At 39.4% G+C, this 22,812-nt stretch carries 19 protein-coding genes; 11 read left to right on the plus strand and 8 right to left on the minus strand.

What is annotated here, in order from left to right:
* Positions 1 to 125 precede the first annotated feature (125 nt).
* Both rpmI and rplT read left to right on the plus strand, forming a co-directional pair.
* Entirely contained in the window at positions 126 to 320 is a 195-nt protein-coding gene (gene rpmI, locus V5M36_RS02865) for a 50S ribosomal protein L35 (protein WP_004278281.1), read from the plus strand.
* A 12-nt stretch (positions 321 to 332) separates the two neighbouring features.
* Positions 333 to 692, plus strand: a complete 360-nt coding sequence (rplT, locus tag V5M36_RS02870) for a 50S ribosomal protein L20 (protein WP_086189120.1) — start codon at positions 333 to 335, stop codon at positions 690 to 692.
* Positions 693 to 734: 42 nt separating this feature from the next.
* Here the strand turns inward: rplT and V5M36_RS02875 are convergent, their stop codons facing one another.
* From V5M36_RS02875 to V5M36_RS02885, 3 genes are all read right to left on the minus strand, one after another.
* The gene (locus tag V5M36_RS02875) at positions 735 to 1,826 is read right to left on the minus strand and encodes a helix-turn-helix domain-containing protein (RefSeq protein ID WP_338561832.1); all 1,092 of its coding nucleotides are present in this window, start codon (positions 1,824 to 1,826) and stop codon (positions 735 to 737) included.
* 20 nt (positions 1,827 to 1,846) lie between these two features.
* A complete protein-coding gene (locus V5M36_RS02880; RefSeq protein ID WP_338561834.1) occupies positions 1,847 to 2,452 on the minus strand; it encodes a hypothetical protein in 606 nt (201 codons plus the stop codon).
* Positions 2,453 to 2,603: 151 nt separating this feature from the next.
* Positions 2,604 to 3,656, minus strand: a complete 1,053-nt coding sequence (locus V5M36_RS02885) for a hypothetical protein (RefSeq protein ID WP_338561836.1) — start codon at positions 3,654 to 3,656, stop codon at positions 2,604 to 2,606.
* A 180-nt stretch (positions 3,657 to 3,836) separates the two neighbouring features.
* Here V5M36_RS02885 and pheS point away from each other — a divergent pair, with 180 nt between their 5' ends.
* The 3 genes from pheS (at position 3,837) to V5M36_RS02900 (ending at position 7,614) form a co-directional block, all read left to right on the plus strand.
* Positions 3,837 to 4,817, plus strand: a complete 981-nt coding sequence (gene pheS, locus V5M36_RS02890) for a phenylalanine--tRNA ligase subunit alpha (RefSeq protein ID WP_338561838.1) — start codon at positions 3,837 to 3,839, stop codon at positions 4,815 to 4,817.
* 122 nt (positions 4,818 to 4,939) lie between these two features.
* Positions 4,940 to 7,321 carry a phenylalanine--tRNA ligase subunit beta gene (pheT, locus tag V5M36_RS02895; protein ID WP_338561840.1) on the plus strand — a complete coding sequence of 794 codons (2,382 nt, stop codon included), beginning with the start codon at positions 4,940 to 4,942 and terminating at the stop codon, positions 7,319 to 7,321.
* Positions 7,318 to 7,614 carry an integration host factor subunit alpha gene (locus V5M36_RS02900; protein WP_035265376.1) on the plus strand — a complete coding sequence of 99 codons (297 nt, stop codon included), beginning with the start codon at positions 7,318 to 7,320 and terminating at the stop codon, positions 7,612 to 7,614. The genes pheT and V5M36_RS02900 overlap by 4 nt, the downstream gene beginning before the upstream one ends.
* Before the next feature lie 182 nt (positions 7,615 to 7,796).
* Here the strand turns inward: V5M36_RS02900 and V5M36_RS02905 are convergent, their stop codons facing one another.
* The 3 genes from V5M36_RS02905 to trxA all read right to left on the minus strand — a co-directional run bounded on the left by V5M36_RS02905 (position 7,797) and on the right by trxA (position 10,403).
* The gene (locus V5M36_RS02905) at positions 7,797 to 8,075 is read right to left on the minus strand and encodes a hypothetical protein (RefSeq protein WP_338561844.1); all 279 of its coding nucleotides are present in this window, start codon (positions 8,073 to 8,075) and stop codon (positions 7,797 to 7,799) included.
* A gap of 411 nt (positions 8,076 to 8,486) precedes the next feature.
* Positions 8,487 to 9,755: a transcription termination factor Rho gene (rho, locus tag V5M36_RS02910; RefSeq protein WP_338561846.1), complete on the minus strand. Its 1,269-nt coding sequence runs from the start codon at positions 9,753 to 9,755 to the stop codon at positions 8,487 to 8,489.
* 321 nt (positions 9,756 to 10,076) lie between these two features.
* The gene (trxA, locus tag V5M36_RS02915) at positions 10,077 to 10,403 is read right to left on the minus strand and encodes a thioredoxin (protein ID WP_338561848.1); all 327 of its coding nucleotides are present in this window, start codon (positions 10,401 to 10,403) and stop codon (positions 10,077 to 10,079) included.
* A gap of 267 nt (positions 10,404 to 10,670) precedes the next feature.
* On the opposite strand from trxA, the gene ppx reads away from it, so the two are divergent.
* The 5 genes from ppx to V5M36_RS02940 all read left to right on the plus strand — a co-directional run bounded on the left by ppx (position 10,671) and on the right by V5M36_RS02940 (position 15,803).
* Positions 10,671 to 12,191, plus strand: coding sequence for an exopolyphosphatase (ppx, locus tag V5M36_RS02920; protein ID WP_338561850.1), 1,521 nt, complete (start codon positions 10,671 to 10,673; stop codon positions 12,189 to 12,191).
* Positions 12,192 to 12,260: 69 nt separating this feature from the next.
* Positions 12,261 to 13,085 carry an acetyl-CoA carboxylase carboxyltransferase subunit alpha gene (locus V5M36_RS02925; protein ID WP_338561853.1) on the plus strand — a complete coding sequence of 275 codons (825 nt, stop codon included), beginning with the start codon at positions 12,261 to 12,263 and terminating at the stop codon, positions 13,083 to 13,085.
* Complete coding sequence (gene tilS / locus V5M36_RS02930) at positions 13,022 to 14,374, plus strand: tRNA lysidine(34) synthetase TilS (protein WP_338561856.1); 1,353 nt, start codon at positions 13,022 to 13,024, stop codon at positions 14,372 to 14,374. The genes V5M36_RS02925 and tilS overlap by 64 nt, the downstream gene beginning before the upstream one ends.
* A gap of 24 nt (positions 14,375 to 14,398) precedes the next feature.
* The gene (gene proC / locus V5M36_RS02935; protein ID WP_338561859.1) at positions 14,399 to 15,229 is read left to right on the plus strand and encodes a pyrroline-5-carboxylate reductase; all 831 of its coding nucleotides are present in this window, start codon (positions 14,399 to 14,401) and stop codon (positions 15,227 to 15,229) included.
* 25 nt (positions 15,230 to 15,254) lie between these two features.
* Entirely contained in the window at positions 15,255 to 15,803 is a 549-nt protein-coding gene (locus V5M36_RS02940; protein ID WP_338561861.1) for a YggT family protein, read from the plus strand.
* 176 nt (positions 15,804 to 15,979) lie between these two features.
* Here V5M36_RS02940 and polA read toward each other — a convergent pair whose 3' ends face one another.
* On the minus strand, positions 15,980 to 18,751 hold the full coding sequence (polA, locus tag V5M36_RS02945) for a DNA polymerase I (protein ID WP_338561863.1): 2,772 nt from the start codon (positions 18,749 to 18,751) through the stop codon (positions 15,980 to 15,982).
* Between the two features lie 159 nt (positions 18,752 to 18,910).
* On the opposite strand from polA, the gene V5M36_RS02950 reads away from it, so the two are divergent.
* A complete protein-coding gene (locus V5M36_RS02950; RefSeq protein WP_338561865.1) occupies positions 18,911 to 21,625 on the plus strand; it encodes a DUF2339 domain-containing protein in 2,715 nt (904 codons plus the stop codon).
* A 264-nt stretch (positions 21,626 to 21,889) separates the two neighbouring features.
* Here V5M36_RS02950 and V5M36_RS02955 read toward each other — a convergent pair whose 3' ends face one another.
* Positions 21,890 to 22,807, minus strand: coding sequence for a mechanosensitive ion channel family protein (locus tag V5M36_RS02955; protein WP_338561867.1), 918 nt, complete (start codon positions 22,805 to 22,807; stop codon positions 21,890 to 21,892).
* Positions 22,808 to 22,812: the final 5 nt, after the last annotated feature.

The raw sequence follows: 22,812 nt of genomic DNA on the forward strand, positions 1-22,812 counted from the left end.
AACAATGAATTTAATGTTATTGCTTTTGTTTTAATCAAAGATGCTTTAGAATACTCGCTCCCTTACCTGCAGGTCGTTTTTGCAATGGTGCAGACGTTCCGAACAGGTGTTCAAAAGAGGTTGTTATGCCTAAGATGAAAACTCGCCGTGGTGCAGCTAAACGCTTTAAAGCGACTGCTAACGGTTTTAAGCGTAAACAAGCGTTCAAACGCCACATTTTGACCAAAAAATCTGCTAAGCGTATTCGTCAATTACGCGGCTGTGTAATGGTTCACGTTAGTGACGTTGCTTCAGTTCGCCGTATGTGCCCATACATCTAAGGAGATTTATAAATGGCTCGTGTAAAACGTGGTGTTCAGGCGCATCGTCGTCATAAAAAAATTCTTGCTCGTGCTAAAGGTTACTACGGCGCTCGCTCACGTGTTTATCGCGTAGCGTTCCAGGCTGTAATCAAAGCAGGTCAATATGCTTACCGTGACCGTCGTCAAAAGAAACGTCAATTCCGCGCTTTGTGGATTGCACGTATCAATGCTGGTGCTCGTCTAAATGGTTTGTCGTACAGCCGTATGATTTCTGGCTTGAAAAAAGCTCAGATCATCATCGACCGTCGCGTTCTTGCTGACATCGCTATGCATGACGCAGTTGCGTTTGCTGCTATCGCTGAAAAAGCGAAAAGCGCATTGGCTGCATAAGTCTTTATGACTTAAAAAAGACCGCTTTTAGCGGTCTTTTTTTTAAATAATCTGTAGTTTATTTTCTTGAATAATAAATTTCATATTAGTAAGCTTTTCCAGCATAGAAACAGAAATATTTAACTCATTAGAAATTTTTTCAACAGAAATGCCATCACTGATTACAATATTAATAGCATCTTGAAGTAGTGAAGGTGTCTCAATAGGCATACTAATGTCTTCAAACTCTTGTCTTGCCTCACCATTTACTCTTAAGTGAATAGCACCAGTTTTATACTGACCATCATCAATTAAGTTGAGTTGCTTAGCTCTGTATAGAATAGCTGCTTTGCTAATTCCCCAAATTTTCTTGAATTCACTCATTTTATTCCAATCAAATCGACCACCCTTGAATAAAATTGGAAAATTTGTTCTCAGCATCGCTTGTGGTAACAATAACGCACTAGAAAATCTATGTGCTTGGGACTCAGTTAAAGTATCGCCAGTAGTAACCCCATTGTGCAGTAGCATATGGCCAACTTCATGAGCTATATCAAATCTTTGTCTACATGCACTTTTTTTACTAGTGTTTCGAACAATTATAGGTCTTTGACAAATTAATGATAAAGCATCAACTTCGCTCGAAATAGAGTCAAAGTCAGTTATAACGATGCCAATATCTTCACAGAATTCCGTTAAGTTTTCGATAGGAGCTAAATCTAAGTCAAATTGCTTCCTGAAGTCTTCGGCAATTTTCTCGATTTGATCTCCTGTTAATTGAGTGTGATCAGTCTCGATAGAACTGATTAGGTAGTCTGGTAAATCAACATTTTCTTCAATAAACCTAATTAATCTATTTAATTGTTCAGCTCTTGAAATTACCACTTGTTTTGCAAACTGTCTTGATGATTTAAGACTGCGGAAGTGAATTTGATCTTCCTGTAAAGGTGAATGAATTTGATAAAAAAAATTCTTTTTTACATCAAAAATATTACATAATTCAATTAACAGATCATCGGTTGGATAACCGAGACCCGTTTCAAGTTTATGTATATATTGTTTTGATTTACCAACTTTAACTGCTACATCTTCAAGAGATAACTCGTTGAATAATCTTAGTAGTTTAAGTTCGAGTCCATTAAAAGAATTAAACATTGTGTAACCTAATAATTGATTCAATTCTCTTCTGACTTGTCGGTATTATTGCGTTTACTTGATAAATTTCGAGTACGCTTTTTACCACTACTCTTTGGTGTAAACAAATCATCGGTTTGAATTGAAGGGGTGAAGCTAGATGAATTATATTCCCAAAGAGCAACGATATTTTCATTAATGTCGTAACTGACAAAAAGAACAGTTGCTAATGGAAACCCATCTTCATCAAGAGAATACATGAGTAAGAAATTTGAATAGCAGGGTAAACCGACTTCATTAAAGAGGCTCAATTGTTCAGTGAGAACAAATGCCCCTTTCTTTGTTGGATAAAAATAGTTTTTTTCTTCAAAAAAGCGACAAGGTGTTTGTCCCAGTTTGAAAATAAATTTGTTAGTCTTATCTAAAATTTCAATTTTATATGGACAGGCATCATTTAAGAACTCTCTTTTAAAACAATTATGAGTTCTTTTAAAGAAAACAGTACCAAAAGTATAATTGTCATCGTCTTGGTCGCGTGTATCTCTGAAACTTTTATCAAATGACTGAAGCATCAATTTTGCGATATAGGATAACTTATCATCCGTTAACTCTTTATCAAATGATGATGGGTGGGGGTATTTGGTCATATATAACGTATCCTTACTGAAAGTAATTGGAAAATCCTAAGTAGCGAAATTCCAATTTATTTCATATTTTTAATTACGTCAACCAACTTCTTTCTTTTTTTTGAATTTGTCACCCTGTGTTTTACTGAATAAATGTTTTGTTATCTAAATGCTATAATCCAAAATAGTATGCGCAAATACAAATCACCACGGTAATCACAATCAATGCAAAGACATTTGATTTAGCAGACTTATGTTCTGGCTTTATATTTGGTGCGTCGTTATTGAAAAAGCGATTTTCAGTGTGAATAGATTGCGCGTGCTCTTCCGATGGAATATTTCTTTCAACAGGAATTAAGCGAGCCGTTTTATAATGGTTCGCAACTTTGGTGACAAATTTCGCAGTTAAATCCTCAAGTTTATGTTTAAAGCGCTGAAGACTTACTCGCTCTTCATGACTTAAAGCATCTTCTTCAATGTGGGAGGTCTTAAGTTTTTGTGTGATGAATTGATCTAAAGCTTCGAGTCGAATCAAACTTTCATGTGCATACGTTGCATTATAGTCATCGGGTAATAGTGCTAAATTTAACTGATCTGCTGAACTTGTGGAGCTATGAGGTTCTGCTAAATTTTCGCGTGTATATCCATAGTAGGACTGTCCTAATAGATCAGGCGCTACAAAGCCTTGAGCGAGCGGTTGATCAAAGAGAACATTGTCTGTGTAAGTATGAATTACATCCCAGTTCGGTTGTTGCAGATCAACTTCGACTCGCTTAATCAGTTTGGAATTTAATTCATAACGCCAAAAATTTTCTATTCGTAAATCTGAACGTTGCTTTAATGGTGGCTGAAATTCATTATCACCGTTATACCACTCAGCCAGTTCTTTACCAAAAATCCATGCTGCATAAGACTTGCTGTGGTGGCTGACAATAAAGTGAGCATAAGGTAGAAGTTCAACATTTGGGTTGGGATTTTGCTCATCGAGTAATAGGCTTGAATTATGTAAGCTTATTCTGATTACCCCTTGTTTTTTGAGGCCTTCGAGCCAAACTTGGAAATGCTGTGCTAATAACTGTTGAGAAAGTAGATCACGAAAAGCGAACATATGCTGATTGAAAATCGGATGTTTTGCCCAGTGACTAAAACTCAAATTTTGGCTTAAATATTCATTGCCATAGCTGACGAGAGCAAGCTGTTGTTTCCAAATCGGGTCAAGTGCCATTGTTTATCTTCTTAGTGACAATGTGAATATCTTATACTTTTTATAAATCAAATTACTAATCTTATTGCATAACTTATCACTGTCCTGATTTTCCATCTTCTAAACTGCATACCAATGCGTAAAAACTGTTAGAATATATGGTTATATTATTTTTCTTAAATTGTTGCTTTGAGAGTTACTATGTCACTGGAAGCCCTGACCACTGAAGCGCTTGCTGCCATTGCAGCAGCAGAGGACCTTGCTACACTCGATCAAGTACGTGTGCAGTTTACGGGTAAAAAAAGCCAGCTCGCTGAACAATCGAAGTCGCTGGGCAAAATGAACCCTGAAGAACGTAAAGTTTTTGGTGCGCATATTCATGCCGTGCGTGAAGCCATTACTGGCGCATTAACTCAACGTCAAACGTTTTTGCATCAAGCGGCATTAGAACAAAAGCTCGCAAGTGAGCAAATTGATATTACTTTGCCCGGTCGTGGTCAGTTTGTCGGCAGTATTCACCCTGTAACACAAGTTCAAGATCGTATTTGCCAATTTTTTACCAGAGCTGGTTTTAACATCGCGACAGGTCCAGAAGTAGAAGACGATTATCATAACTTTGAAGCATTAAATATTCCGAGTCATCATCCGGCTCGTGCCATGCATGATACGTTTTACTTTGATGTGAATCATCTACTACGTACACATACATCTGGTGTCCAAATTCGCACGATGGAAACCTCGCAACCACCGATTCGTATTGTTTGTCCAGGTCGTGTCTATCGTTGTGATTCAGATCAAACACATTCACCGATGTTTCATCAGATCGAAGGTTTATACGTGGCTGAAAAAACCAGCTTCGCGGAACTTAAGGGTTTATTGATTAATCTTTTAAATGAGTTCTTCGAAAAAGATCTTCAAGTGCGTTTCCGCCCGTCTTATTTCCCGTTCACTGAGCCAAGCGCAGAAGTGGATATTATGGATGAGCGCGGTCGTTGGTTGGAAGTTTTGGGTTGCGGTATGGTACATCCGAATGTTCTTCAATCGGCAGGAATTGATCCTGAAAAATACACAGGCTTTGCATTTGGTCTAGGTGTGGAACGTTTTGCAATGCTTCGCTACGGTGTGAATGATTTGCGTATGTTCTTCCAAAATGATGTGCGTTTCTTACGCCAGTTTGCTTAAGACTTTTATTTAATCCTCTCTTGTGAAGCAAAGCTTCTCTTCAGCTTTATTGATTAAAAAGAATCGATTTAAAGCTGAATCTGAGTAGGGATTCTAGAGATTGAAATTACAGGTTTTTATAAATGAAAATTAGCGAAAATTGGTTACGTACATGGGTTAACCCAGCCATTGATAGCGATACACTTTCAAATCAATTGACGATGTTGGGTTTAGAAGTCGATGAGCTTTCTCCAGCTGCAAAGCCATTTACGGGTGTTGTTGTGGGTGAGGTTTTAACTGTAGAACAGCATCCTGATGCAGATCGTTTAAAAGTTACTACGGTAAATATTGGAACGGGCGAGCCTCTGCAAATTGTATGTGGCGCACCGAATGTGCGTGCAGGTATGAAAGCACCTGTTGCAACCATTGGTGCAGTATTACCAGGTGACTTTAAAATTAAAAAAGGAAAGTTACGTGGGATCGAGTCACAAGGCATGTTGTGTGGCGCATCTGAAATTGACCTTGAAGATAAACTTGATGGTCTGTTAGAGCTTCCTAGTGATGCAACTGTTGGTTTAAATATTCGTGAATATTTAGATCTTGATGATAATGTCATTGATATCAGTATCACGCCTAACCGTGGTGATTGCTTCAGTATTCGAGGGATTGCACGTGAAATTGGTGTGATCAATCAATTGCCTGTGACTGTACCGCATGTTGAAGATGTTACAGTAACTCTTGCAGATGAAAAGAACGTCATTGTGAGCACCGAAGGTTGCCCACGTTACCTCGGTCGTGTGATCAAAAACATCAATACTAAAGCAGTAACACCTGTATGGATGGAGCGCGTTTTGGCACGTTCAGGTATTCGTCAGCATAGTATTTTGGTCGATATCACCAACTATGTATTGATTGAATTGGGTCAGCCATTGCATGCATTTGACGGTGGCAAACTTCAAGGTTCAGTACAGGTTCGTCAAGCAACCGCACAAGAGAAGCTGGTGTTGTTAAACGAGCAAGAAGTTGAATTGACTGAAGATGTTATGGTCATTGCTGATGATGAAAAAGCATTAGCGATTGCAGGTATTATGGGCGGTTTGTCTTCTTCTGTGACCGATGAAACAACAGAAATTTTCTTAGAATCCGCTTTCTTTGCACCACTTGCGATTGCAGGTCGTGCGCGAAAATTTGGTCTACATACAGATGCATCGCAGCGATATGAACGTGGTGTAGATTTTGAATTGCCAATGATGGCAATGCAGCGCGCATCTCAATTGATTCAAGAGTTAGCTGGTGGTTCGTTCGGGCAAATCACGATTGCAGAAAATAAAGCATTATTACCAACACGCCAAGCGATTGAACTGAATCAAGCACAAGTCGATCAATTGTTAGGTTATCACGTTGATTCTACTTTCATTGTTGATGCATTGACTCGTTTAGATTGTAAAGTGACTGAAAAAACTGACGGGCAGTGGTCAGTAGTTCCTCCTTCACATCGCTATGACATGGCTATATACCAAGACTTAATTGAAGAAGTTGCACGTATCCATGGCTATGACAATATTCAAATTAGCTTGCCAGTGATTGAAACAAAGCTTGCGAAGTATCAAGATCAATTTGAGTTAGGTCAGTTGCGTCAAACGCTCGTCACTCTTGGATATCAAGAAGCGATTAGTTTTAGTTTTGCAGACTTGAAATTAGAGAAAATTTTAAATCCAGATGTAAATCCTTTGGCATTGGCAAACCCAATTTCAAGTGATTTAGCTGTGATGCGCTCTACTTTGTTATCTAGCTTAATCCCATGTGTTCAATACAACATTAATCGTCAACAAAGTCGTGTGCGTTTCTTTGAATTAGGTTTGCGTTTTGATTATCAAGATGCAGCCAATATTCATGAGTTGAAGCAAATCCCAACCTTGGCAATGATTGCGGTTGGTGCGAAAACCAATGAATCTTGGCATGCTAAACCTCAAGCTATGGATTTCTTTGATCTGAAAGGTGAAGTAGAAGAGGTCTTGGCCGCAGGACGTATCAATGCTGAATATGTTCGTTCTGAGCGCGTTTGGTTACACCCAGGACAATCTGCAGAGATTTTAGTGGATGGAAAATCGATTGGTTATTTAGGTCGACTACATCCATCATTAGAAGAAAAGCTTGATTTAGGTACAACTTGGGTGGCAGAACTTGATCAATTGGCTGTTTTGCAAACTTATGTATCTAATTTTACAGAATTATCACGATTTCCGTCGGTTAGACGTGATATTGCCCTTTTAATTAATGATAAGATTAATGTCAGTGAAATTCAGCAACTTATCGAAAAAGTAGGTGGTGAGTTATTAGACTCTACTTGGTTATTCGATGTGTATACGGGTCAGGGTGTTGAAGAGGGCAAACGCTCATTGGCATTTGCTATTTTATGGCAACACCCATCACGCACACTTGAAGATGCTGAAATCAAGTCCGGTATGGATAACATTATTCAAGTGTTGCAAGACACTTACCAAGCGACATTGAGGGCCTCATGACAGCATTAACAAAAGCAGAAATGGCTGATCATTTGAGTGAGCTCACGAGTTTAAATCGTCGTGAAGCTAAGCAAATGGTAGAGTTGTTTTTTGATGAAATTAGCCAAGCATTAATTGCAGGTGAACACGTCAAACTTTCAGGTTTTGGTAATTTCGAATTGCGTGACAAGCGTCAACGCCCAGGACGAAATCCTAAAACTGGGGAAGAGATTCCAATTTCCGCACGTCGCGTAGTGACATTCCGCGCAGGTCAGAAATTTAGACAACGTGTCGGTACTGAACAAGTTGACTAAGGTCGATCTTGTTTTATATCAAACCTCAAGTCTTTGTACTTGAGGTTTTTTTTAATCCAATTTTATAGAATTAAATGAATTTGAAGCTCAATCTTTTAGTTGAATCAACTAGAAACAAAAACAAGAGACGAAAAAAAAGAGAACCAAAGGTTCTCTTTTTCTGATAATAATCTAAGAGATTATTATTGAGCAGCAGAAGCAGTCGCAGTAGCGTCAGCAGCAGCATCAACAGCTACAGCAGCAGCATCAGTCGCTTCAGATGCAGCAGCATCAGCAGCAACAGCGTCAGTCGCTTCAACAGCAGCAGCATCAGCAGCTACAACAGCTTCAGATGCAGCTTCAACAGCTTCAGACGCAGCAGCGTTAGCATCAGCAGCAGCATCTTCAGTTTTTTTAGCACAGCCAACGAAAGCTAAAGTAGTAGCAACGGCAGCAGCAATAGCAATTTTTTTGAATAACATGGCATCACTCTCATTAAAATATATAGAGACAAAAAAAACCTGGTTAGCCTGTTGTGTGCTTTTATTATTCCTAACGTTAGTGAGGTTAATAACGCATGGAGCAGCCTAACTGGTATGCCAACATGCTATCACTCGGCATATTGAATTACTACTGGGTGATTTAAAATAATTGCTAAAAAAGGTTAAAAAACAGCATATTTTTAACAGATAATTACAATTGATTTTGAATTCTAAATTGGAAGAGTACAAAGTAAGTTATTAATATACCGCTATTTTTATTCACAGAAATGATATAAATCAATTAATTATATATAACTTTACATTTTTAATTGTCAATTGTGTATTTATGTAAAAAATGTCAACCATAAAAAAGACCACTATCAATAGTGGTCTTTTTTATTATTCGTGGTATTAGTTTGCAGCTTTACGCTTCATTTGATCGAAGAAATCATCATTGGTTTTGGTTTCTTTCATGCGATCCAATAAGAATTCCATTGCCGCTAACTCATCCATAGGGTGAAGAAGCTTACGAAGAATCCAAACTTTACGTAAGTTCTCTTCGCTCATTAAACGTTCTTCACGACGTGTACCAGATTTCTTGATATTCATCGCAGGGAAGACGCGTTTTTCAGCAATACGGCGATCAAGTGCAATCTCTTGGTTACCTGTACCTTTGAATTCCTCGTAAATCACTTCATCCATTTTACTGCCTGTTTCGATCAGTGCAGTAGAAATAATGGTCAGTGAACCGCCTTCTTCGATATTACGTGCTGCACCGAAGAAACGTTTTGGACGTTCTAGCGCATGTGCATCCAAACCACCTGTCAATACTTTACCAGATGATGGAATTACCGTGTTATATGCACGTGCAAGACGCGTGATTGAGTCAAGTAGAATAACGACATCTTTCTTATGTTCAACCAAACGTTTTGCTTTTTCAATGACCATTTCAGCGACTTGAACGTGACGCGCAGGCGCTTCATCGAATGTAGAAGCAATCACTTCACCGCGAACTGTACGTTCCATCTCTGTTACTTCTTCCGGACGTTCATCAATCAGAAGAACGATCAAGAAACATTCAGGATTGTTACGCACAATAGATTGAGCAATGTTTTGCAATAACATTGTTTTACCGGCTTTTGGCGGTGCAACAATGATAGAACGTTGTCCTTTACCAATCGGAGCAATAAGATCGACTACACGTGCAGTTAAATCTTCAGTTGAACCATTACCCAATTCCATCATTAACTGTTCAGTTGGGAATAATGGAGTAAGGTTTTCAAATAAAATTTTATTACGTGAGTTTTCAGGGGTGTCGTAGTTGATTTGATTTACTTTAAGTAAAGCAAAATAACGTTCGCCTTCTTTCGGAGGACGAATTGTACCTGTAATGGTATCGCCAGTACGTAAATTAAAACGACGAATTTGAGACGGGCTAATGTAGATATCATCAGGTCCTGCAAGGTAAGAACCCGCAGCAGAACGAAGGAAGCCAAAACCATCAGAAAGAATTTCAAGAACACCATCACCAAAAATTTCTTCGCCATTCATTGCATGACGTTTCAAAATGGCGAAAATGATATCTTGCTTACGGTTACGTGCCATTCCTTCAAGGCCCATAAACTCAGCAATTTTGATGAGTTCGCCTATCGGTTTTTTCTTGAGTTCAGTTAAGTTCATATATGGTCAGATTGAATATAAGATGTGTGGTGCATAATAGAAAAGAAGCAAAAGATATCCGCAGTGCAAGAAAAGAGTAGGAATTGATTTGCACAGTAACAAACTCAGAATCTAGTTAGTTCTTTCGAGGAGAAATGTGTAAAAACAATTTCTTTAGCCGAGCGGCGATCTTATGTTTTGTGTTTTGTAAGAAACGTGGAGAAGATGTCCAAGTGTTCCTTGAGCAAGCAATATAAGTCAGATTGCTTGCATTGTCAATTTAAGGATGAAAAAAGCGCCATGAAAACATGGCGCTTAAGCATCTAATCATTAAACAATGAGTTAAATGTTTTCTTCAATGAATGCAGCTAACTTAGACTTAGGTGCAGCACCTACTTGTTGACCAACCACTTCACCGTTTTTAAACATCAATAGTGCAGGAATGTTACGAATGTTATAGTTTACGGCAGTTGCTTCACAAGCAGTCACGTCCACTTTAACAATTTTCACTTTACCTTCATATTCAGTTGCAAGTACTTCAAGCACAGGTGCAATTGCTTTACAAGGCGCACACCATCCTGCCCAAAAATCAACAAGTACCGGTGTGTCAGAATTAATTACGTCAGCTTCAAAGTTAGCATCAGTTGTGTTTACAATATTAGCAGACATAAACGTTGCTCCAAATGTTTTTAAAGATGGTCTATCTATAATATAAGTATTACATAGACATCTTTAACAAAGTAGGGGGATTGTTATAATTTTCCGTGTTTATTGAGCGAATGTCCAATTGATGCTGGCGATATTGATGATCGGTGTAATACAACTGTCATATATGTTAAAAAAATAGCAGATCATCAAATTCCCTGCACAAATGGCTTTTAAATTACAGGTATGTGAATTAATCTAGGCAGAATTCTGGATATACTTGTCTAAATAATGTCTGATTTTTTAATTGATGAAGAATTACTTGCAGCCATCGATATGGGTTCCAACAGTTTCCATTTAGCAATTGCTCGTGTTGATCATGGTGAAGTAAAGAAAGTCGCTTCAATGTCTGAAAAAGTACAATTGGCTGCAGGACTAGATGAGAATAAAAATTTAACAGAAGCTGCTCAACAGCGTGGCTTAGCTTGTCTGGCTCGGTTTGTCGGGCGTTTGAGCTCAGTTCAATCCAATCGTTTACGTATTGTGGCGACCAATGCATTGCGTCAAGCCAAAAACGGACACGAATTCATTCAGAAAGCTGCTCTTATTTTACCAAAACCGATTGAAATCATTGCGGGTCGTGAAGAAGCACGTCTCATTTATTTAGGTGTTTCTCACAGCATGGAAAATAGCGGTCGTCGCTTAGTCATTGATATTGGCGGCGGTTCGACTGAATTGATCATCGGTGAAGAGTTTGAGCCTATTCACACTGAGTCAGTGCAAATGGGATGTGTGGCTTATACCAAAGCCTACTTTAGTGAAGGTGAAATCAATCAAAAAAGTATGGATAAAGCCATCGTCGCTGCTCGAAAAGAGTTGTCAGGTATTGCCAATACGTATAAGGCTGCTGGTTGGGAAACGGTGGTTGGTTCAAGTGGGACGATTAAAGCGTGTCGCCAAATTGCAGTCAATATGGGCTGGAGCGATGATAAAGAAAATCTTACTCGCGAAGGTTTAGACAAGTTAAAAGAAAAACTACTCAAATATAAACACATCTCTGAAGTAGAGTTTGATGGTTTAAAAGAAGATCGTCGAGCTGTGCTTCCTGCGGGTATCGCCATATTGCATGCGGTATTCGATGTATTAAACATTGATAAATTGGTTTATTCAGATGGTGCTTTAAGAGAAGGCGTGATGTACGACCTTTTGGGGCGCTTTCAACATGAAGATGTTCGTGATCGAAGTGTTCAAGCGTTAATGGGGCGTTATGGGGCAGATCAGAAACAAGCGGAGCGTGTGGTCGATACAGCACAGCAATTGTTTAATGGTGTATCGCTTTCTCTACAATTGAATAGTGATGACAGTGATCTGTTACGCCGAGCGGCCTATCTTCATGAAATAGGTTTGGCGATTAGTCATGGTGGTTATCATCGTCATGGTGCTTATCTATTACAGCACTCAGATATAGCAGGCTTCTCTCAAATTGATCAGAATTATTTGTCACATTTGGTCGCTCATCATCGTCGAAAATTGCGTTCAGAAGCTAAAAATGACGTTTTTAAGGTCGGTGGAAGCAAGTTAGTTTATCTATGTTTGTTGCTTCGTTTAGCAATTTTATTAAATCACAGTCGCAGTGACGAGATGCTTCCTGCCATTGAATTAACGGTTGTAGATGAGCAACAATGGCAACTTAAAGTTTCTGGTGATGCCAAGCAATGGCCTTTGTTGGTTGCAGACTTGCATGATGAGCAGGTGCAATTTAGACATTGGGATATTGAATTGAATATTCAATCAGAACTATTTATCGATTAATTGATTTTCGATAACCAGTATTTTATCAATTCACTAAATGTGGGTTAATTTAGGGATATTCATTGACTTATGAAAAATAAAGCTGCTCAGTCTAAAGCATGGAAAACGGTTCAAATTGCTCGTCATCCAGAACGTCCACAATTTTTGGACTATGTAGGTGAAATTTTTACTGAATTTGATGCATTACATGGCGACCGTCTCTATGGTGATGATGGTGCCATGGTCGGTGGTTTAGCACGATTCAACGGACAAGCGGTGATGATCGTAGGTCAGCATCGTGGTCGTAGTACACGTGAGAAATTGCAATATAATTTCGGCATGAGTAATCCAGAAGGCTATCGTAAATCACAACGTCTATTGGATATGGCGGAGCGTTTTAATCTTCCAGTATTCACCTTTATTGACACAATGGGCGCATATCCAGGTGTAGGTGCGGAAGAACGTGGTCAAGCCGAAGCGATTGCAACCAGTTTGGCGCAACTTTCTTCTTTGAAAGTGCCTGTTATAGCAACAGTTTTAGGTGAAGGCGGTTCAGGTGGAGCACTGGGTATTGGTGTGGCGGATCGCGTAATCATGCTATCTCACAGTATTTATTCAGTTATTTCACCAGAAGGTTGTGCATCAATTTTGTGGAAAACTGCTGAAAAAGCGGAACAAGCGAGTGAAGCTTTGGCCTTAACTGCAGACAAGTTAACGGCTTTGGGTATTGTTGAATATGTTGTAGATGAAGGCGAAGGTGCACATTTACAGCCAGCTGAAGTTATGGAAAAGCTTAAAGTTGTTTTACAGCAAGCTCTTGATGAATTAACTCCAATGGATGCGAGCGAGCGATGCGAAGCGCGTTACCAACGTTTAATGAAGTTTGGCAGCAACAATTCAGGTCTAGCTTCTTAAAACAAAGCTCACAATTTAGTGATCAAACCACATTCTTAATCGGATGTAGCGGCGGCATGGATTCCATGCTGTTGCTTTTTTTGCTGTCTGAAATTTATCCTGATCGTATCCGAGCAATGTATGTCAATCATCAACTGCAGCGGGTGAGTAGCGATTGGGCTGAATTTATTCAAAGCTATTGTCATCAAAAAAATATTTCCATTGTTATACAGGATGTTGAGGTTCTACAGGGCAATGTAGAAAATCAAGCGCGTGAAGCGCGTTATGATGCGTTTAAACGTCATATCCAAAAAAATGAAATTTTGCTGTTAGCACATCATCAACAAGATCAAGCTGAAACACTCATGCTTAGACTTCTTTCTGGAGCAGGGGTGCAGGGCTTATCTGCCATGAAAGTTGTGGATGAACGTGAAGATTTTTGTATTTGGCGACCTTTATTAGATTTATCGCGTGAGCAAATTTGCCAATGGGTTGATCAATTACAACTCCCCTATGTTGAAGATCCAACCAATTTAGATACCTATTATGATCGAGCATGGTGCCGACATGAGCTTTGGCATATTTTGCAAAGCCGCTTTCCAAAAATGCAGCAATCCATCAGTCGAACTGCTTACTTAATGCAAGATGCTGATGAAGTTTTATCGGAAATTCTGCAACAAGATTTATTGTTATGTGGTGATGCCAATCAAATTGATTTAGTTCAACTCAGTCAATTGTCTCAAGCGAGACAGCGACAAGTACTTTCTTCTTGGATGCGTGGAGAAAGTACGTATAGACCTGCATTTAATATGGTGCAAAGACTTCAAGATGAAGTCATTCATGCCAAGGCAGATGCAAAGGCTGCATTGCATTGGAATCAACATTATTATGTTCGTTACCAAAAGACCTTATATCGTTTAACTAAAGCTGTATATTCAGCAGAGCAAACGCTTGATGCTACAGAGCGCTCTATTGGTTTGAGACTTCATCAGCAGCTTGAATTGCCTTCTGGTGTGTTTGAAATTCAACGTGATACTTTAGGTTTAAGTATCGATTTACTCGAACAAGAATTTACATTGACGCATCGTAGAGGCGGCGAAAAAATTCATTTGTATGGTCGTGTGGGTGCTTGGCCGCTCAAAAAAGCCATTCAAGATGCACAAATTTTTCCGTGGCTGCGTCATACAATTCAAATATTGAGCATAGATAATGTTATGCTTGGCGTATTTACGCCACACGGGTTTTGGTTGGCTCAGACCGATTACTGCACAGTAGGTGGTTGGCAACCGAAGTTAATTTCTTCGTTATAAGAAATGTAGAGTTGAGTTTGATTCATGAATGCTGCTTTAAATTGTAATATATGTTTCATCGGTGGTGGTAATATGGCTCAGGCCTTGATCGGTGGATTAATCAGCCGTGGCTTACCGACGACTCGAATTACTGTTGCAGATCCAGTTGAAGCAGTAAGAGAATTATTACAAGAAAAAGATGTGCAAGTCACTGAAGATAATCGTGCGGCAATTGTTCATGCAGATGTGGTTGTCTTGGCTGTAAAACCGCAGATGTTAGCAGCAGTATTATCGCCATTACACGGATTATTTGAAGGTAAGTTGATTGTTTCGATTGTAGCTGGTGCTGAAATTGAAACGATATCGAAACTGTCTGGTAGCTCGCTTGTTGTTCGAGTGATGCCCAATACGCCTGCACTGGTTCAAACTGGTGCTCATGGTTTATATGCAAATGATATCGTTGATCAATCTAAACGTGAATTGGCAAGCCAAATATTAGCTGCTACAGGTTTAACCATTTGGGTAAACTCAGAAGCAGAAATTGATGCTGTTACTGCTGTTTCTGGTTCGGGACCTGCTTACTTTTTCTATATGATGGAAAGTATGATACGTGCAGGTAAGAACTTAGGTTTAGATGAAAAAGTCGCAACTGCATTAACTTTGCAAACTGCACTCGGCGCAGCTCAAATGGCAATCACCAGTTCCAATACGCCAGCAGAGTTACGTAAAAATGTAACGTCTCCAAATGGTACAACTCAGGCAGCATTAGAAGTGTTTGACCGCGCTCAAATTTCGCAAAATATTCAAGCGGCTTTGGCTGCTGCGCAAAAGCGTAGCCAAGAGTTAGCGCAAGAATTAAGTGAAAGTGCTAAATAATCAAATCTATTAGGAAAGTTGAAGTATGGGTGCGAGTTCTGCGCTATTTTTTGACATTATCATTAATGTTGCAATTTTATTGGTTTTCTTCCGTTTCTTAATGCAGTTGGCGGGCGTGAATCCTTATAATCCTGTCGTGCTGTCTACGACCAAAGCCACTAAAATTGTGGATGTTTTTGGACGGATTTTGCCTACCATCGCTAACGGACGAGTCAATCTCGCCGCTTTGGTGTTGGTGATACTGCTCTATTTTTTGAAAGTATTCGGATTGAAGTATTTAAATGCTCAACCTACGGGTGATGCGTTGTACTTCATTGCATCTACAGTATTGGCGATGTTACAGGCATTGATTTCGATTTTGAAATACCTGTTGTTTGGCTATATTATTTGTAGCTGGATCGTAATGTTTTCGCAATCTCGTTCGCCTTATATCGAGGCAATTCAAGAGCTTGCTGAGCCGATGCTGGCGCCGTTCCGTAAAATTATGCCGAATATGGGCATGATCGATTTATCACCTATTTTAGCGTTCCTGACACTTTATATTGCTGAAATTATGTTGAGATCAATAGGCTAAAATTTTGAAGTTATAAAAAAGGACTCGAGTGAGTCCTTTTTTATGTGCTGTAGTTTTAGGAAGGTGTTGAGTGGATGCTTCAAGATATTAAAAATTCAAGATATTAAAAATTCTAGAAATTAAAAAAAATCAAAAATCATCTACCTTCACCTTTCGATCAGAAGCTGTTTCAGCGCTTAATGTGCCTCATCCCAATTTTGTCCTTTGCCGACTTCTACCAGTAACGGGACGGATATTTGCACCACATTTTGCATCGCTTCAGCAATTTTCACTGCCAATTCATCTGCGATATCCGCATCGACTTCAAATACCAATTCATCGTGTACTTGTAAGAGTAACTTTGCTTGGTTTTTAGGTAAGATTTTATCAACGGCAATCATTGCAAGTTTAATGATTTCAGCAGCGGAACCTTGCAGAGGAGCATTAATTGCAGCACGTTCTGCAGCTTTACGAATCATCATATTGCGTGCGCCAATTTCAGGCGTATATAAACGACGACCTAAAATAGTTTCCACAAAGCCTTGTTCTAATGCCACTTGACGAGTGCGCTGCATATACTCATAAATGCCAGGGTAACGATGGAAATATTGCTTAATATAATTTTGTGATTCTTCACGACTAAAACCAAGCTGACGAATCAAACCAAATTCAGACATCCCATAAAGTAGACCGAAGTTAACCGCTTTGGCTTGACGACGCTGATCGTTGGTGATGTCTTCTAAAGGTACATTCAATACTTCAGCGGCTGTACGACGATGGACGTCCTGACCGTGATGAAAGGCATCAACCAAGGCTTCATCCTGAGAGAAATGCGCCATTAAACGCAATTCAATTTGTGAATAATCGGCTGCTAGTAACACACGTCCTTCTGGCGCAACAAATGCTTTGCGAATTTGACGACCGATTTCCTCACGTACAGGAATATTTTGTAGGTTTGGATCAGTTGATGATAAACGACCTGTTGCGGTGAGTGCTTGATGATAACTGGTATGTACTCGATGAGAACCGTCATTGGCTTGCTTAAGTAAACCATCGGTATAGGTACTTTTGAGTTTTGACAGTCCACGATATTCTAAAATTAACTCTGCAATTGGATGATCAATTTTTTCTAAAATACTTTCGCTGGTGCTGTACTGTCCAGTGGCGGTTTTTTTCCCACCTTTTAAACCCAATTTATCAAAAAGGATTTCACCGACTTGTTTTGGTGAGCTGACATTAAAAGGTTGACCTGCGATTTCAATGATCTGATTTTCAAGATTCTGAATGGTGTCTGCAAATTCACAGCCCAATTGATCCAGAAAGGTGAGATCCAACGCAATGCCATTTTCTTCCATCGAGGTTAAAACAGTCGCTGTCGGTACTTCTATGTTTTGTAAAATATCCAGTAAAGGCGGAGTTTCTTTAAGTTTGCGATGCAAAACCTCATACAAACGATAAGTAACATGCGCATCTTCAGCAGCATAGTGTGCTGCAGTTTCAATCTCAATTTGATTGAACGTTTTTTGTTTCGCACCTTTACCTGCCACTTGTTCATAGGTCGTGGTCAGGTGGCTTAAATAAACACGAGCAACATCATCCATTCCATGACGGGTTGCGACTGCGTTCAAGACATAAGAGGCGAGCATGGTATCGAAGTACCAGCCTTGTAAATGAATGCCATGATTTTCTAAAATATGTGCATCATATTTTAAATGATGGCCAATTTTCTTCACTTCAGGATTTTCAAGAATCGGTTTGATTTGTGCAATTACGTCATCACGATTGAGTTGTTCAGGCGCACCTTCATAATCATGTGCCAATGGGATGTAATAGGCATCTTTTGCATCAAAAGCGACTGAAAAACCGACCATTTCTGCGACACGATAATCTAAACTGGTGGTTTCAGTATCAAATGCAAAGCAAGTTTCAGTACTGAAACGTTTAAAGAATGTTTCCCAATCTGATAGCGTCAGTACAGTATGGTATGAGGCTTCTCCCAATTGATCATCTATGCTGGTTTGCGTTGCTTGATCTTCAATTGCGTTAGCATTAGAGTCTTGAGGTGCAGCTGATTTTTCAATGACTTTGGCACTTTGTTTATAGGCGCTATTGTTCGGATTATTGGGATGATCTAAAGACTGTAATTGATTACGAAACTCTAGTTCAGTGTATAGACGACGCAGTTCATTAACATTCGGATCAACGACTCTCAAATCTTCATAGGTCAGGTTTAATTCTAAATCACAGACAATACTTGCCAATTGATGATCTAGCGTAATCCCTTCAACGCTGTCTTTGATATTTTGACCGACTTTCCCTTTGATTTTATCGACATTTTCTAAAATGCCACCAATTGAACCGTATTCAGTCAGTAATTTTGCTGCAGTTTTTGCACCGACACCGGGCACACCCATAATGCCATCAGAAGCATCGCCCATTAGGGTTAAGTAATCGATAATTTGATTGGGCCAAACGCCAAATTTTTCAAAGACACCATTTACATCCATCGGTTTATCTTTAAAGCTGTCTTCAAGGGTCACTTTATCGGTGACCAATTGAGCCATGTCTTTATCACCCGTAGAGATGAGGACTTGATAGCCTTCTTTTTCAGCGCGTTTTGCTAAAGTGCCAATAATATCATCCGCTTCTGCACCCGGAAGCACATGCAATGGAATGCCTAAAGCACGAATCAGGTTGTGTAAATATGGAATTTGTTGAGATAACTCATCGGGCATGCTTGGACGATCACCTTTATAAATAGGTGATAACTCATGACGGAAAGTGGGTTCTGGTGTATCAAAAATCACGGCCATATGTGTAGGTTGTACACGACGCATCAGTTTTTGGATTGCAGAAATTGCGCCACGAATAGCGTTGGTCTGTAAACCTGTTGAAGTGGTTAACGGTGGGAGTGCATGATACGCACGAAATAAAAAATATGACCCATCGACCAAGACAAATGGTGGCATTGAAACTTTCCTTATCCAAATAACTCGATTATTGTACGTGATTTTTGCTCATTACGCTGACTCTAGATATGGCTTACGCTTACCGAATATCTGATGAATTAAGCAGAACAAGCTGAAGTGCTGCTGTATGATCATCTTTCAGGGAAAGAGAAATAAAATATGCTGAAACAACACAGTGAAATTCGAATGATTTGGTTGATGGTTTTAATCATTGCTGCAGTGGGAGCGTGGTTTTTAAAACTTCCGATTTTGACGTTTCTGTGTGCGATCGCATTTGTTTTGAGTGTGATGCAATACGTTGATGCAATTGAAAAACCAGTGCATGACATTGCAGCGAAATCTCAATCGGTATTTGAGCCCACTTCAAAAGTGCCCCTCTATCTATCCTCTGTGATTGCTGTGATTGGAAGCATACTGGGCTGGTACGTCTTGGTGGGTTTGGCGGCTTCAAGTTGGATTTTCTTTTTTTTACGCTGGCTTCAGAAACTAGAACGAAATTTAAATCAGATTCAAATCAATCAAAATATAATCAATACTCATGGAATTGTGTCAAACAATGAAAATTTGACGAATTTACCCATTATGGCCGCGGATCCTGTCTCTGAAAAATCTGAACTAAATTTTATTGATCAAATCAAATCATGGATTTTTTATGGTAATCCTGTTTTAAAAGTCGCCATAATTGTCTTGGTGATTGGCGTAATTTTATTATTGCGTTTTGCGACAGAGCACTGGCAATTGAGTCTATCGCTGAAGTTGGCGATCGTTGCATTGCTTAGCTTTGTCACAACTGTGTTTGGAATGACTTTTCAAAACAAGAATAGAAGTTTTGCTTTGGCGCTTGAAGGTTTGGGTTTGGCTGGATTATTCCTTACCTTATTTTTTGGCTATTACAATCAGGTAATCCCGAGTTTAGCTGTGGCAGCATTATGTTATGCCGTGATTATGTCTGGAACGTTGCTATTGAGTTTACGCCAGCAAAGTGTTGAGCTGGCATTAATGGCAATGCTGATTGCCTATATTGCTCCTTTTACGCTTCCAGTACGTGATGCCACAGCTGTTGAGTTGATCGCTTATTATTTGGTGATTAATGTAGCTATCGCGATTTTAAGTACATTGCGACCTTGGAAAATGCTTAATCAAATTGCATTTTTAGCCACGACTTTGATTGGTGGAGCCTATGCATTTATTTATGGCTATGTACAAGAACAGAAAACCTTGACTGTTTTGCTGCTTGAGCATACGGCTATTTTTATCTGGTTAGGCTTTCGTTTTAGTCAGTTATTGGCAAAAAAAGATGTCGCTCAATTGGGTTTAAAACCTGTTCTCGATGTTGCCTTGATTTTTAGTGCGCCTATCGTGGGTTATCTGTTTATTTATCTGATGTATTTTGAAGATACCGCTTGGCAAGCAGGTATGAGTTTGGGCTTTGCTGTTGTTTTTGCTGTGTTGTATCAGCTTGCAAAACGGAATCAGTCTATTGCTTTAATTTCGCAAAGTTATCTTAGTCTAAGCTTAATATTTCTGGCACTCATTCCACCAATTTTACTTTCTGAAGAGTGGAGCGTCACGGGTTGGGCCGTTGAAGGCGTCTTGATTTTCATTTTTGCACTCTATAAACGTTCAAATATCAGTCGTTATCTGGCAATGGGCTTACTCATTGTGGCGGGTTTATCCAGTACTTACTATTTGGTTGAGTCGGCTGTATTTCCAAGTACCATGTATTGGATACTCAGCTTAAGCTACTTGCTTGTAGTGGTGATTGCGAATGCTCACGCAGACTTTCGTAGACAGTTGCCATTGCCGAGTGTGATATTTCTGAGTGCTTTAAGTATCTCTGCCAGTACCATACTCATCATCTTAGGGTTAGACCTGTTTGATGGTGTATTGCAGTCCGTATTGAGTCTATTGTTGTTGAGCCTGACTTACTTCACGATCAATGAGGTGCTTCTTGCTCGAAATGCTAAGTGGACTTGGTTATTACCTAAATGGTTTGGTTTAATTCCACTGATTTTTTTTGCATTTTCGATTGTGTTGACGCATGTGGGGCAGGGTGTTTTGCAATGGGATTCAATATCTGAACGAATTATATTTGCCATATCGGGACTGGTCTTAACTGTATTGTGGTTGAGACCTGTGTTGGGCGAATCTTCAGAACGAGAATGGATCAGTTTGGGTATCTTTATCTCACTGGGTTTAACCAGTCTGACCTTATTACCCAATATGCCTTATATCAGTGTGGTTATTTTACCGCTGTTGCTCTGTATCTGGTCTCGATTTTATTCAACGCATCAAGCATCGGCATTGTTGTGGCAATCCAAAAGTACGATTGGTTTGATGGTGATTTGGATGATTTGTTCGCAACTCTTTTCCATGCAAGCTTTTCAAGGCTATTTATTACCCGTGCTCAATCCATTTGATTTGGTGAGCTTGGCGATGCTGATGCTCTTTATTGCGATGTTGTCTGTTCAACTTAAAACTGGTCTAGACCGAAGTATAGTCGCTATTCTAATGGTGTTGAGTTTGTTGTGGCTGAGTAGCTACATCATTTTGCGTAGCTTGCATATTTATTTTGCAACGCCGTATAACGATTTGCTCATTTGGGAAAATGCTTTAGTCCAACTGAGTTTAACGTTGCTTTGGGTGAGTTTGGCATTTTTCACTATGAGTTTTGCGACGCGTAAACGTATTCGTTCTATGTGGATTTTGGGGGCGAGTATCTTATTGATTGTGACGCTCAAACTGGTCTTACTTGATTTATCCCATGTGGGAACCTTGACGCGTGTTATTTCATTTTTAGGTGCTGGTTTTGTCATGTTAATAATTGCGTATATTGCGCCGATGCCAGAGACAGAAAAAGCATTGGATCATTAGATGTCTAGAATCAATTAAAATCATTGAGCAGCAATAAATGGATATATAAAAATGCCTTCTCCCTTTGGAAGAAGGCTGGAATGAAGGCGTACTGATCATGAGCTTATTGTGTCAAAATGACTTGTGAAAGTAGTCTATTAAGTTGAATCATTAAAATAAATCATGTCATTCAGTGACTGTAGTGAAAAAGTTGAGATTGAGGTCTATCTTTAGAATAAACAACTCATCTCAACGTTACGCCAGCATAGTTATTTTCATTAATCCTTAAATTTTCGGTTCACGTTTTAATTCTTGTGCATTGGCGTAGTTGTCAATTTCTTCATTGCTGAGCGCTTGTTGTGAAGGGCGATCGACAAAGCCCATTTTAGGCACAGGAATTTCAATATGATTATCGACAAATCCATTTCGAACTCTTTCCTGCATTTCATCACGAACTTTAAGGAAATTCTCTTGTTGGCACCAAACAGCAAACAAAAGCTCAATGGAGGATTCACGAAATGCAGTGACCGTTACAGCAGGTTTTGGATCTGAAAGTACCAATGGATAATTATTTGCAACGCCTAACAGTACTTCACGCACTTTAATAATATCTTCATGGAAATTAATGGCCAGCGTGATGGGAATACGTCGTATGGGGAACTTTGATAAGTTCTGTACGGGTGCGCGAATGAGCTGCTCGTTGGGTAAACGCACATAGACGTTGTCTTGAGTCAGTAATTTCACGGAAAGTAAATCAATCGAAATCACTTCACCCTCAATCGTATGACCACGAATGAGCGTAATTTGAATGGTATCTCCAATTTCAAATGAGCCCTCACCAATCAAGAATAAACCACTGATCAAGTTTGTTGCAGAGGTTTGTGATGCAAAACCTAAGGCAACGGTAAGAATACCTGCAGCACCTAAGAAAACGCTGAGCTTAAATCCAGCTTCTTTGAGACTCGCCATAACGAAAATCAAAAAAATAAAATAAAAAATACCGCGTCGCCACACCAATCGTTGATGTGCATTAAACTTACTTCCAACGGTGCGTATAAAGGTATTCGATACAATACGCGCAAAAAGAAAGCCAATAAAAGACAGCACCACAGCGATCAGAATTTCAGTCAGACGATCTGTGTCGATGTTGGTAAAAAGATTTTTAAGGCTATCAGCAACGGTTTTGGTGAGACTATCTGCCATATCGC

The sequence above is a fragment of the Acinetobacter sp. KS-LM10 genome, from assembly GCF_036896575.1.
Lineage (GTDB): Bacteria > Pseudomonadota > Gammaproteobacteria > Pseudomonadales > Moraxellaceae > Acinetobacter > Acinetobacter avistercoris.